The following is a 13,845-nucleotide window of genomic DNA, read 5'->3' on the forward strand; positions in this document are numbered from 1 at the left end:
AAGTTCGCAATTCACTAAGATTCTTTTGACTCTTTAAAATTAGGATTATCAATATCTTCTTGACGCAACGACTTTGTATTCCAATTTTGCCAAATGGACTTATGGGTTTCTCTTATACGATTATGACGCTCATTAACCTTAATTCGAGTATGCTCGTATCTACGTGCCGCATCCTTTATAGGACGAGTGAATAGCGGGCTTGTATCATTATCTAAAGAATCATTATTGTCTTGAAGTCTTTCAAAGCAAGAAGAAACTTTTTCAAGAAAACTTGAAGAATTTTCAAAAATCCTAAAAGCATTTCTAATAGCGAAAACAGTCCCGCATGCAATCATACAAAGCATGAAAAGCGTAATAATAATCCAAATCCACCACGGCATTTTAATTCTCCACAATAGGAGAATCGCTATGATCAACACTCAATTCACGTTGAGCACGAGCAATAATCATAGTCCGCAAAGTTTCTGGAGAAACAGCTTTAATATGACGGGCATGCGCAATACAGAAAGCAACAAACCAAGAATCTGAGCAAACAGTCAAATGAACTTTAACGCCACTCCCACAAGGCTCAACCGTAGCACCTGAAAGACTCTTTAAGAAGTTTAAATCAGGTTCATCAGTGATAAAGCATGTTTGCGTACCATTGTCAAAACTCCACTTACGAAGTTCGCTAATAGGAACATCTGGAATTTCTACAGGGCAAACAGGCGTAATTACCTCTGCATGCTCAATGCGAGCAACGCGAAGAACTTGCCAAATTCTAGGCAAACCATTTGCCTTATTGATAGAAGTATCCTTCGCAACTAGACTACGTTTATCTTCTGGAGCCTGATTTTCAACATCAGTCCAAACTGCAACGTAATAAACGCCTTCATCAACAAAAATCTTAGAAGGTGCAACAACTTTCCTACGAGTTCTGCCAGCTCCGTCTGTATACTCCATGTCAATTAGAGCACCAGCATTAATAGCGCTACGAACTATAGAACAGTTTCTAGGCTCTACTTCATAACCAGTAAGGCTCAGCCAAGGAGTTTCACCTGGACGCACATGCCTACGCAAACGCATATACAAAGCCTTAGCCTGGTCTCTCTGTTCAACAGGAAGAAGCGGAGAATGAGCAAGATAATTAACTGATGCGGTCAACATGCTCATATACTGTTGAGAAACGCCAGCCAAGCGCTCAAGCCCTAATGAATTTGTTGCAGAAACAATTCCTTCAGCTTCTAGCAAAGACCAATCAATATCGAAGAACTGACTACCAGCCATCTCTCCATCATCAGATACAGTCGTAAGAGTATTGATATCTTTGTGCAAAATAGCAACAAATCTACGAAGTTCATCTTCACTCTTTGGCTTGCCTATAAATCTAACAGCAAGCTCATCCAATGGGAACTCTTCACCAAGATGTGCAGAAAGGAAGAGCATTAATCGAAGTCTGCGATCAACCTCACTGCCAGTTTGGAAAGATGCTTTCTTTTGGCGTGATTTGTCTGGCTCAGAGCCAGACAAATCCTTATTATCGTCAGAACTATTTTGCGATAAATCGTCTTGCTCAACATAATCCTCATCGCAAGACACAAATTCCGTTGCAGCATTAAGTCTACGATGGAATGCATCTACTGCTTCTTGTGGACTTACAACACAAGAACCTGGATGTTCAAGAACAAACATCGCTAAATCATCTGAATCAGTATAAGCAACATTCAAATGCTCTCCATCAACATCAACTGTTGCAGCGAATCTACGTGAATCAATAACCTTAACTAATGCATCTGGAATTGTCTGAGTTCCTAGACCTGGAGCGATAGAATCAAGACCTAGTCCAGGTATAGGAGTTTGAGGAACTCTCGGAGCTGTGCGAGACGCAGAAGAATGCTGTTGCTCAACTTTACGAGATTCAGAAGAAGAAATGGACATAGACCTAGCCAAATAATTGGCAGCAGCCAAAACAGGAAGTTCTTCTTGCTCGAAACGTATACGAACTCTTGGCTCATCGCCAAGCTGCAATCTATAAGATGCAAAATCTTGCCCTTCGGATTTGGAAGAATATTCTGGCTGTCGTGACTCAATTGCAATTCCCATAGCCGCAAGTTTTGCACGATCCCTTTGGAACTGCTTGGCAAAAGCTGCCTTAGCAGCCTGATCAGCAAGCTCTCCATATGAATCAGCATAAGCTTTAACTCGTTGTGCAATCTGACGCGAAGTCAGCCATTGTGGAAATGCGGAAGACAACACCGCGAGCACATCTAGCTCATGTTTGCCCCACTTATCGGAAAAACGACGTCTTCCGTTACTTCCTTCTGCCATTGGTCCTCACGTATCGTTTCTTTTGTAGTTTCCTTCCATGCATAGAGAATCTGCGATTAATGTAAGACGCTAAATCCTCCACACACACTTTATCTATTTTAATGGTGTTTTGCTATACGTGTGGACATTTTTAAAAAAACTCATGATTTTTCTTATTTTATTATTGTCAAGGGTGAGAAAACCCTTGAAAACAAGCCATTTCACGCGCGACACGCCATAAATATTTTTTAATTCCCAAATTTCACACGCTATTTACACCCATTCATCTGGTTCAATACCCTGAGGCCCAACAAATTCCCCATTTGGAACGTAGCTTGGCTCTCCAGTATCTTCTAAAACAGCATCGGAGAACATAGAAACCTGATTACCAAATGTCCAATCACCACGAATAGTAACTGACTTTGCAGCAGCTAAAGCAGGTACCGAGTAAGGGAATCTTTCATTGAAATCATTGATATTTCGATAATAACGAGGATCGAGATCAATATCTGGGAATATGTAGTTGCCATCCTCCATCTCATAAGAATCAGTAAGATGGAATCTGTCTGAACGCATTATAAACAAATCATTAGTTGTCTTGACAGGCAAGAATCTCATTCTATCTACTTCTACACAAATAGCATCATTAAAAAGCGAAATTGCAGCACCCATCGCAGTTTCCAACTGAATAACTTTCTCGCTTTTTTCATTTGTAGGATCAATAGTTTTTCTATTGCAAATCACAGGAAGAGGAAGAACTCCATTGTATTCTTCCAACTTTTTTTGCAATGCGTCAACGCGAACCCAAATATTATTTGTATTAAAATAGGGATGTTTTTTAATACTTTGAGCACTTCTTCGATCTTCTGGATGAACTTGAGTCATTTCTCGAAGCATCATTCTTCCAGTTTCGAGATCTCTAACAATATGACCACCTTTACGATCGGCTTGAGTACGCTTAGCAACCTCAATCATTATTGAAGCACCCGTGTTTTCAAAGTGCTGAGCAAGAGTACGAGAAGGTCTAGCACCTAAATTATCCGAATTTGAAATAAATAAATATTCAATACCATTTTTCTTCAAAACGTTTAACAATCCTGATTCCCAGATTGTAGAGAAAATATCTCCATGACCTGGAGGACACCACTCTAACTCAGGATCTTCTGGATAAGAAACTGGCTCACAGGTTTCCTCTAGCAATTTCGGTTCTTGATGCTGAATAATTTCAACAGGAATGTTTTCTTGAGAAAATTTACGATTACGCTTCAGAACTTGTAATGTATCTTTAGATGTGCGGAAAGAGTTCATAAAAATAAGGGGTAAATCAACACCTAAGCGTTGGCGTGCTGTAAGAACCTGACCGATTATTATATCTATAAATCGCATTTGTCGAGCTTTGTGCCTACGGACAGGTAACAAAGATTTTGCGCACGACAATCCCATAGACGTTCCCAAACCACCATTAAGCTTAATAAACGCTGTTTTTGCAAAAGCGTTTACAGCTTTATCATGATCAATAGTCTCATAAATTTCGTGAAAATTTGGAACACTCTTAATAGGCTCTACAGTGTTTTCGCGAATAAATTCACCAGACTTATCATTAATCCACGAGTCATAAAGATGTGCAAATTGATTAATCGCAATCTCACTCATACCTTGTTCGCGCATCTTTGCAGCGGACAATTCAAAAGTGTCGCCCATTTAAGACAGCCTCCTTGTATGCATTATGTTTAATAGTTTATCTATTCAATCTACATGTTGCAAACAAGGTGAATTGATTTTATTACTAAACATCAAAAAAATAGCGCAACAGGCGGAATCAAACCCATTGCGCTATTATTCATAATTAATCTAAAAATTAGAATTAATCATGCTTTTTATTATTTTTATCTTGGTTAGTATTTTGACTATCATCTAAATTCTCGTCACCAGTTTCTAGATGATGCTCATCATAGCCTTGCAAGTAACGAGTACGACGCCAATGGTGAATAGAAGCGTTTGTACCGCGATGATGCACGTGGTACTTTCTAGGAGTTCCACCGTACGGAAGCTCTTTAACTTCCTTAGCAACAGCAATCTGATTCACGTTAGAAGGATCCATAATTGCGATTGGCGCAACGGGTTCTGGCTCAGTCGGAGCTGCTGTTCTGCTACTAAGCTTTGATGGGAGCCATTCAGCAAACCAAGAAAGCGCCCAGCAAATCAAGAAGTACACAACTGCAGCAACAGTCAAAGTTTGCAAAATATTAAAGTACATTGATCCAAGTCGTCTAGATTCTTGGAGCAAATCAGTGTACATGATTATGGAACCTAATGCAGTATCTTTTAACACGACAACAAGCTGAGTTACAGCTGCTGGAAGCATTGCGAATATAGCTTGTGGCATTTCGATTTGTGTTAAAGACTGATATTGAGATAGTCCAAGAGCTAAAGATGCTTCACGCTGACCGTTAGGAAGATTTCCAACACCAGATCGAACTAGCTCTGCGACCACGGAACCGTTGTACAAAATCAAAGACAACACAACGGCCCAGTAAGACGCGCCACTTATTCCAGCAAACGCAAATCCTCTCCAAAGGAAAATCATAAGCAAAAGCACTGGAACAGCTCGGCAAAACTCAACTACAACGGCAGAAATGCTACGAAGAATCAAGCTAGGCAATAGTCTTAAAAGACCAAACAAGAGTCCAAAAACTATTGAGCCTACAACAGCAAGAAGTGAAGCTTTAAGAGTCATCCACAATCCTGGAAGATAAAAATCAGTCCACGCTTCTGATTCCACAGCTGGATTCCACAAATCCCACGAAAGCTGATTTTCGCCTTCGGGAGGATTGCTAAGTCTTAAAAGCAAAGCAATAACAATAAGCGCAAACACAACGCACGCAACAATATTTGCAATGCGAATCTTTTTTAAAGCCTTAGGCCCAGGCGCATCAAATAACAGAGATTTTTCTTGTTTTTTTGCCATTTTCATCACCTTCTAACCGCAAGCTTATTAGACAAATAAGTTGTGAAAATACCGATTGGAATAATCAACACAATGTATCCGCACGCAAAAATCAAAAAGATTGGAACAATCAAATCTGCATGCCTTTCAATCATCTCACTCATAAGAGTAGATGTTTCAGTCGTAACAGATGCAGCTGCAGCAACAGTGGAATTTTTAAGCAACGCAATAAAAGTGTTTCCAAGAGGTGCTACAGATCCGCAAAATGTTTGAGGCAAAATCACATTAAAAGCTGATTGGAAGAAGTTAAGCCCAAGCGCCCTACATGCTTCTGCTTGACCCAAAGGTACAGTGTTTAAGCCAGATCTTAAAGATTCGCAAACAAATGCTGAAGTGTAAAAACTCAAGCCAGCTATAGCAAGCCAGAAGAAGTTTACGCTAAAAACAGTTGAAAAACCGAGCTTTAGCTGAGCATACACGCCAAGAACCATAAATACCATGATTATTGTTAGAGGCATATTCTTAAAGAACTCAACGTATGCGCTTGCAATAATTCGAAGCGAATGAATTGGGCAAATCCTCATCATAACTAGAATCACACCAAGAATCGTTGAAAAAAGCACGCTCCACAATGTGATTTCAATATTCACCAAGAATGCTCCTGGAATATTGTATGAAGTAAATAATTGCACAAAGTCTTGCATTTTACTCCTCCCCCTCATTTGGTACTGGCGGATTATACTTTGCGTTTGGCTTAAAACCAGTTCCGCGCATGTTATCGTCTAAAGCTCTTTTCCATGAACCATTTTTAATCATGTCTTTAAGAGCATTATTAATGCGCTTAGCTAGCTTAGTGTTTCCTTTTTTAATGCCAATGCCGTAGTGCTCTTCAGTAAATGGCTTACTAACAAGCTTTAGTCTGCCTCTAGATGCTGTAGCAAGACCAGCGAGAATAATATCGTCTGTTGTAACAGCGTCTACGATTCCAGAGAATAATGCTGTTGCACATTCTGCATAGCCAGGCTGTTGCATAAGTTGAACTTTTGAAGAGTACTTCTCTTTAATAACTATTGCAGACGTAGAACCAGTTACTGAGCATAAACGCTTTCCGTCTAAATCGTCTGGACCGCTTACTTTATGCTCGTCTTTGCGAACTAATAAATCTTGACCTGCAATAAAGTATGGTCCAGCAAAAGAAACAGTGTTTTTTCTAGCATCTGTTATGGAATATGTTGCAACAATCATATCTACATCGCCATTTTGAAGCATTGCTTCACGCTGTTTTGAAGGCGATTCCTTCCAAACAATCCTATCTTCGGAGTAACCCAACTTTTTGGCAACGTACTTTGCAACGTCTACATCAAAACCAACGTAAGTTCCAGACTTTTTAAAGCCAAGACCAGGCTGATCAAACTTAATGCCAATGCGTATTACATCGTTGCGACTATTTTGACTGCAAGCGCTAAGTGGTAGAACGCAGCACAATGCGCAAATCATAGATAAAATTGCGCGATATGTATGTCTTAATCCCAGTTTGTAACGCTTACACTTAAGCGCAATATTGTGTAAATATTTCATAACTACCTCTTAAAGATTTAAAAAATCGCTATTAATGATTTAAAAACGAGTCAAATTAATGAGTCAAAATCTTTGAAAGGAAGTCTTTTGCTCTGTCTGTCTTTGGATTTTCAAAGAACTCTTCTGGTGTATTTTGCTCAAGAATTCTGCCATCTGCCATAAACACGATTTTGTCTGCAGCTTTACGTGCAAAACCCATCTCGTGAGTAACGCAAATCATGGTCATTCCTTCTTTTGCAAGCTCAACCATAACATCAAGAACTTCGTTAACCATTTCTGGATCAAGCGCAGATGTAGGCTCATCAAAAAGCATAACCTTTGGATGCATTGCAAGCGCGCGAGCAATTGCCACTCGCTGCTGCTGACCTCCAGAAAGCTGAGAAGGCATTTTGTTAGCTTGATTATCAACACCAACTCTAGCAAGAAGATCCATTGCCAAACTTTCTGCTTCTTGCTGCTCCATATGACGAACCTTAATAGGAGCAAGCGTAACGTTTTCTAGAATCGTCTTGTTTGCAAAAAGATTAAAAGACTGGAACACCATTCCTACTTCTGCACGCAATGCGGCAAGTTCTTTTCCCTCTTGAGGAAGAGGCTTACCATCAATGCGAATGTCTCCAGAGTCAATAGTTTCAAGACGATTAATCGTCCTGCACATTGTTGACTTGCCAGAACCAGAAGGTCCAATAATAACAAGCACTTCGCCTTTATTAACAGTCAAGTTAATATCTTTTAAAACGTGAAGCTTACCGTAGTGTTTTTCAACATGGCTAAGTTCCACCAACGGCTGTGCTACTTTTTTTGTGTTGTTTAATTTAGTATCCATAAAAAGGATTCTAATGTTCTTTTGTTACATGCGTTTATCGTAATAGTTACTTTTAAACGCTTATAAAGTTACGGAAAACAATAAAAATGATACCAAAATGTTAATTTTAGTTTAAAAATGCCGTTAAGTTCGGATTTCCTAATACAATCACACAACTTAACGGCATTTATTAGCAATATTTAAATTGTAAATTATTGCATTCTATTATATTTACGATTACTCGTCTTCTTCTGGATCGTAATCGACGCCAGTTTCAGCACGCTGTTCGTCAGAAATTGGAGCAGGAGCGCCAGTTAGAGGGTCGCGTCCGCCGCCAGCCTTAGGGAAGGCGATTACGTCGCGAATCGAGCTTGCGCCTGCAAGAATTGCAGCAGTACGATCCCAGCCCAAAGCAATACCAGCGTGAGGTGGAGCACCGTACTTAAAGGCTTCAAGCAAGAAGCCGAACTTTTCTTCTGCTTCCGCTTTGTCGATTCCAAGAACATCAAGCACGCGATCTTGAATATCGTCGCGGTGAATACGAACGGAGCCACCGCCCATCTCGTTACCGTTGCACACGATATCGTAAGAATCGCTCATTGCATGCTCTGGATCTTTATCGAACTTATCAATCCAATCAGCAGATGGCATTGTAAATGGATGGTGCATAGAAGTCCACTTAGAATGGCCAACTGCAACATCATCATCGTCTGGATCATCTGTGCGCTTAAACAATGGGAAGTCAACAACCCAAGTAAACGCAAACTCGTCTGGGTGAAGCAATCCTGCGCGGCTTGCAAGCTCTACACGAACTGCACCAAGCAAAAGCTGAGAAGATTCACGGCTTCCTGCTGCAAAGAATACAGCATCGCCATCTTGCGCACCAACAGCTTCCTTAAGTCCTGCACGCTCTTCTTCGCTAAGATTCTTAGCAACAGGGCCTTTTAGCTCACCATCTTCACCAAAGACTACATAAGCCAAGCCCTTAGCTCCACGCTGCTTAGCCCAATCCTGCCATGCGTCAAACTGACGACGAGGTGTATCTGCACCGCCCTTAAAGAGCACAGCGCCAACATAAGGAGCTTGGAACACGCGGAATGGAGTGTTCTTAAAGAAGTCAGTCAACTCAATAAGTGGGTTTCCAAAACGCAAATCAGGCTTGTCGGAACCGTACTTATCCATAGCTTCCTGCCAAGTGATTCGAGGCAAAGGAAGAGTAATCTCGTGACCAGCTTCCTTCCAAATAGCAGCAATAACGCGCTCTGCCATAGCCATAACATCTTCTTGGCTTGCAAAGCTCATTTCCATATCAAGCTGAGTGAACTCAGGCTGACGATCAGCACGGAAATCTTCATCACGATAGCAGCGAGCAAGCTGATAGTAGCGCTCAACACCAGAAACCATAAGCAACTGCTTTAAAAGCTGAGGAGACTGTGGAAGAGCGTACCAAGATCCTGGAACCAAACGTGCTGGAACAACAAAGTCGCGAGCGCCTTCTGGAGTGGACTTAATAAACGTTGGTGTTTCTACTTCTGTAAAGTCCATATCTTCCAAAGCGTGACGAGCTGCCTTAGCCATATCAGAGCGAAGCTTTAGATTACGCTGCATTGATGGGCGGCGCAAATCAAGATAACGATACTTCAAACGAACATCTTCGCTAGGAAGCTTGTTTTCAGACTCGTTTTCCAATGCTGTAGAAACCTGGAATGGTAACGCATCGGACTTAGCGAGAATTGTCATTTTATTCGCAACGATTTCGATTTTTCCTGTTGCTAAATGGTCATTTTCATTGCCATCTGGACGCAGGCGAACTTCGCCAGTAACCTGAACAACAAATTCACTACGCAATGGTCGCGCAGTTTCCTCATCGTAAATAACAACCTGCACTAAACCTGTGTTGTCACGAACATCTACGAAAGCGACGCCACCGTGATCACGGCGACGATCAACCCAACCAGCAATGGTTACGTTCTGTCCGACCAAGGTCTCAGTCACTTCAACGGCATGGTGTGTGCGATACGCCGTCTGGCTCATAAGTCCACTTCCTTGTTTAAATAATTTTGTTAATTTTTGTTTTGACTTTAATAGTTTACCGCATGAATCGCGCGTTCAAATATTGCAAAATATATTCTTAAAATATAAAGCAAATTATTGAGCGCAAGAAACAGTCTGCCGGGCATAAACAGTATCTGGTTGCCAAGACGTGGCGTCTGCAGAAACTTGTTCCCCAGTAATAATATTCTTCACTTCATCATGGTTAGATTCAGAATCTGCACTATCAGCTGGGAACCACACATAAGGAATACCTAACTTATCTGCATATTTTATCTGCTTACCAAGTTTTGCTGCACTTGGAGAGACATCGGCAGCAATTCCTCTAGCACGAAGCTTTCGAGCAATCTCGTTACAAGCAGACCTATCTTCCTCATCCCAAACTGCCACCAATACTGCAGCAGGAGAAACACGGGAAACAGTGGCACCAGCTGTGTGAAGCATATAAGAAAGTAAACGCGAAAGTCCTATAGAAAGACCTACGCCTGGATACTTTTTATTACCTTGAGAAACAAGATTATCGTAGCGTCCGCCAGAGCAGATTGATCCAAGGGATTCAGCACCATCCAAGAATGTTTCATACACAGAGCCAGTGTAATAATCCAATCCTCGCGCAATCTTCAAATCTGCCACAACAGCACCTGGACGAATTTTTGCTGCATCGTCCACAATCATTGCAAGAGTTTCAACACCTTGTGAAGCTAAAGTGTACGATTCGTTATCTTCACTGCGAGAAATATCATGCTTATCGCATAATTCATCGAAACGAGACTTCAACTCATCTCCTGTTTCAGCAGTAAGTTCAGCCAATTCTAAGCATGCAGCAGCTTGGGAGTCCGTAGCTCCGCACTCTTTTACCAAAAGCTTAGCAACTTCTTCAGCGCCAATTTTGTCGAGTTTGTCTATTTCTCGAAGAACTCCCTCAATATCGCTTAAACCAATACCTCGATAAAAACCTTCAGAAAGCTTACGATTATTGGCGTGAACAGTGGCTTTAGGTAATCCAAATTCGCGCAAACGTTCAAGTGCTTCTACCATAACAAGAGGAAGCTCTACTTCGTAGTGAGACGGCAAATCACCATTCCCCACAACATCAATATCTGCTTGAACAAATTCACGGAAGCGTCCTTCTTGCGGACGTTCGCCGCGCCAAACTTTTTGCATCTGCCAGCGTTTAAAAGGAAAAGCTAAATCGCCAGTGTGTTCAACAACATAACGACTAAGAGGAACTGTTAAATCAAAATGCAAACCTATTCGATTTTCAACAGGAGTGTCGCTTTCATGCCCCACCTCTTGCAATCTAGACAAAAGATATATTTCTTTGCTAGTTTCGCCTTTTTTTAACAGACTTGAACCCTGCTCAACAGCACGAGTTTCAATGCCTATAAAACCATTTAATTCAAATACTTCCCGCAATGTGTCCATAACACGCTGTTCAACAGCGCGCTCACTAGGAAGCCACTCTGGAAAACCAGATATTGATGAGCCTTGTACCATGTCCACTATAATAGGTTATGTTGCGGAAAAATCATGGCTTACCGTCATACTTATTCGTAACACTGTTACCGTGCATTTGCTGTAAGGAGTCGACCCGTGACCGAACAGACTAAACCTGAAGAAACTACTAAACAAACTACCCCAAAGCCGCATGCGCCGTCGCCTGCAAACTTTGCTAACAAGGCTCGCGTTGTTGCTGCGGTTCCAACTATCTCGTATAGCGACGAAGATGTTAAAACCGCTAAAACCTTTGGGCGAGTTGATGAAAATGGAAACGTTTATGTTCGTGAAGGAGCTGACGAACGCGAAGTAGGTCAGTATTCTACTGGTACTCCAGAGGATGCTTTGACTTTCTACGTACATCGTTATCTTGACTTAAAGATCAAGCTTGATCTCTTCGAAAAAAGACTTGAATCGTCTAATGTGAGACCTAAGGAAATTGATGAGACTTTAGCTACTTTAGAGGCGGATCTTAAGGAACCATCGGTAGTTGGAGACATCGCTGCTTTGAATGCTCGACACGCCGAATTGCAAGCTAAGGCTGCGTCTAAAAAAGAAGAACTTGCAAAAGCTCGCAAAGATGAATTAGATAAAGCTCTTAAAGAACGTACTGCTATTGTTGAACAGGCAGAAACGTTAGTTGCTCAAATAGGTGATTCTACAAATTGGCGCTCGCTTTCAGATAAGCTTCGTTCCCTGTTTGACAAGTGGCAGCAACATCAGCGCACTACGATTCATCTCAATAAGGCGGATGCTGACGCTTTGTGGCAGCGATTTTCTAAAGCTCGTTCTGCTTTCACTCAAGCACGCAACGCTTGGGTTAAGGAGCGTGATACTGAAAGAAATACTGCTAAAGAAATTAAGGAAGCCATTATTGCTGAAGCTGAAAGCTTGAAGGAATCAACTAAATGGCGTGAGACTTCTATGAAGTTTAATGCTTTGATGGATCGCTGGAAGAAGGCTGGAAATGCTGGTCGTCAGCACGACGATGAGTTATGGGCTAAGTTCCGTGAAGCTGCAGACACATTCTATCATGCTCGTCAAGAAGATAGAGAAAAGATGAATGCTGGTGAAAAAGAAAATCTTTCCAAGAAGGAAGCTTTGCTTGTTAAGGCAGAAGCTCTTCTTCCTGTTAAAGATGAAGAAGCAGCAAAAGCAGCTCGCAAAGCATTATCTGAGATTCAAGAAGAATGGGACAAGATTGGTTTTGTTCCACGCGAAGATATGCGCAGAATTGAATCCCGCTTAAATGATGTGGATAAGAAGATTAAGGCTGTTGAAGATGCTGCTTGGAAAGATGCTGACCCAGAGGCAGACGCTCGTAAGTCTAGTTTTGCTACGCAATTGAAGGCTCAGCTCGAGGAGCTTGATTCTAAAATTGCAAGTGAAAAAGATGCAAAGCGTAAGGCTAAGCTTCAGGCTGAAAAAGCTACAAAAGAACAATGGTTGAATGCTATTAAGTAATTAATCATTAATCATTTAAATATGGGGTTACTTAAAAATTAAGTAACCCCATATTTAATAGTTTTATTTAACAGTTTCCATTAAAGCTTTAGCAAGTTGAATAAAGGTGTTAGCTAATTGTGAATTAGCTAGGCTTCCATCCTTTTTAAGAACCGCAGGTCTGCCAGACTCTCCAATTTCTCTAATACTCGTATCTAATGGAATTTGTGCTAAAAGAGGCACATTCTTACCAAGAGCTTTACAAAGCTGGTCACTAACGCGTTTTCCGCCACCTGAACCAAAGATTTCCAAGCGCGCTCCATTATTTTCAAACCAACTCATATTTTCTACAACTCCACGCACATTAACTGGAATTTGCAACGCCATAAGACCTGCTCTAACGGCAACATCTGAAGCACTAGGCTGAGGAGTTGTAACAACCACAAGCTCCACATTAGGCAATGATTGAGCAACAGCCAGAGCCATATCTCCAGTTCCAGGCGCCAAATCTAAAAGAAGCACATCTGGGTCTGCCCACCAAACGTCGCAAAGAAACTGTTCAAGAGAACGTTGCAAGCGAGGACCACGCCACAAAATCGCACGATCTGTTCCAGCAAACATTCCAATAGAAATCAGTTTAACTCCCCAAGCTTCCACTGGCATAAGCATGCCATTCAAATTAGTAGGCTGACTTGTAACACCAAACATACGCGGTAGAGAAAATCCATAAACGTCTGCATCTATTGCTGCTGTTTTGTATCCAAGAGCCGCGAAAGTGGCTGCTAAATTGGCAGTTATGGAAGACTTTCCAACTCCCCCTTTTCCAGATGCTATAGCAAAAATTCTTGTTTTAACGCCATTTTTATTAAAAGGATTTTCTTTACGTTCCTCTTTCAAATCCGAAACAAGTTTTGCAAGCTTATCCTTACTCATAGCGCTTATATTTACGTGAGGAACAAGATTTGCATTAGGATATTTTTTTACAGCTGATTGAATTCTCTGTGTAATTACTTGTGCTAGAGGACAATCTGGAACAGTAAGTTCTATGCTTATAGTCACATCATAAGTTGGATAAGAATTATCAAAATCGCATACACTAGTGACATTTTGTTTTCCACTTACGTGTATGCCAGTTACCATATTTAGTTCAGTAACTGAACGACCTAATTCTGGATCAATAACACTTCCTAATAGATCGTAAATGCGAGTTTCGAGTTCAATAGTGCTGCTCATTTTT

The 13,845-nt window shown here is 41.2% G+C and carries 11 protein-coding genes; 1 reads left to right on the forward strand and 10 read right to left on the reverse strand.

The window, feature by feature from the left end; translation table 11 throughout:
- Positions 1-14: 14 nt before the first annotated feature.
- The 9 genes from HXT20_RS03530 to hisS form a co-directional block, all read right to left on the reverse strand.
- On the reverse strand, positions 15-380 hold the full coding sequence (locus HXT20_RS03530; RefSeq protein ID WP_102720695.1) for a hypothetical protein: 366 nt from the start codon (positions 378-380) through the stop codon (positions 15-17).
- 1 nt (position 381) lies between these two features.
- On the reverse strand, positions 382-2,307 hold the full coding sequence (locus HXT20_RS03535) for a helix-turn-helix transcriptional regulator (protein ID WP_415685800.1): 1,926 nt from the start codon (positions 2,305-2,307) through the stop codon (positions 382-384).
- Between the two features lie 252 nt (positions 2,308-2,559).
- Positions 2,560-3,987, reverse strand: coding sequence for a UTP--glucose-1-phosphate uridylyltransferase (locus HXT20_RS03540; protein ID WP_004115085.1), 1,428 nt, complete (start codon positions 3,985-3,987; stop codon positions 2,560-2,562).
- Between the two features lie 163 nt (positions 3,988-4,150).
- Positions 4,151-5,254, reverse strand: coding sequence for an amino acid ABC transporter permease (locus HXT20_RS03545; protein WP_004117853.1), 1,104 nt, complete (start codon positions 5,252-5,254; stop codon positions 4,151-4,153).
- 5 nt (positions 5,255-5,259) lie between these two features.
- A complete protein-coding gene (locus HXT20_RS03550) occupies positions 5,260-5,937 on the reverse strand; it encodes an amino acid ABC transporter permease (RefSeq protein WP_422114245.1) in 678 nt (225 codons plus the stop codon).
- A 1-nt stretch (position 5,938) separates the two neighbouring features.
- Positions 5,939-6,811, reverse strand: a complete 873-nt coding sequence (locus HXT20_RS03555; protein ID WP_020759719.1) for a glutamate ABC transporter substrate-binding protein — start codon at positions 6,809-6,811, stop codon at positions 5,939-5,941.
- 55 nt (positions 6,812-6,866) lie between these two features.
- A complete protein-coding gene (locus HXT20_RS03560) occupies positions 6,867-7,637 on the reverse strand; it encodes an amino acid ABC transporter ATP-binding protein (RefSeq protein WP_004137994.1) in 771 nt (256 codons plus the stop codon).
- Between the two features lie 216 nt (positions 7,638-7,853).
- Positions 7,854-9,650: an aspartate--tRNA ligase gene (aspS, locus tag HXT20_RS03565; RefSeq protein ID WP_004111605.1), complete on the reverse strand. Its 1,797-nt coding sequence runs from the start codon at positions 9,648-9,650 to the stop codon at positions 7,854-7,856.
- A 114-nt stretch (positions 9,651-9,764) separates the two neighbouring features.
- Positions 9,765-11,165 (reverse strand): histidine--tRNA ligase, encoded by a 1,401-nt coding sequence (gene hisS / locus HXT20_RS03570; protein ID WP_004117838.1) that lies wholly within the window; start codon positions 11,163-11,165, stop codon positions 9,765-9,767.
- 96 nt (positions 11,166-11,261) lie between these two features.
- Between hisS and HXT20_RS03575 the strand changes: the two genes are divergently transcribed.
- Positions 11,262-12,629 (forward strand): DUF349 domain-containing protein, encoded by a 1,368-nt coding sequence (locus HXT20_RS03575; RefSeq protein WP_004111602.1) that lies wholly within the window; start codon positions 11,262-11,264, stop codon positions 12,627-12,629.
- A 63-nt stretch (positions 12,630-12,692) separates the two neighbouring features.
- On the opposite strand, the gene HXT20_RS03580 is transcribed toward HXT20_RS03575, so the two are convergent.
- Positions 12,693-13,841: an Mrp/NBP35 family ATP-binding protein gene (locus tag HXT20_RS03580; RefSeq protein ID WP_004117833.1), complete on the reverse strand. Its 1,149-nt coding sequence runs from the start codon at positions 13,839-13,841 to the stop codon at positions 12,693-12,695.
- Positions 13,842-13,845: the final 4 nt, after the last annotated feature.

This window comes from Gardnerella sp. DNF00109, from assembly GCF_049262845.1.
Lineage (GTDB): Bacteria > Actinomycetota > Actinomycetes > Actinomycetales > Bifidobacteriaceae > Bifidobacterium > Bifidobacterium vaginale.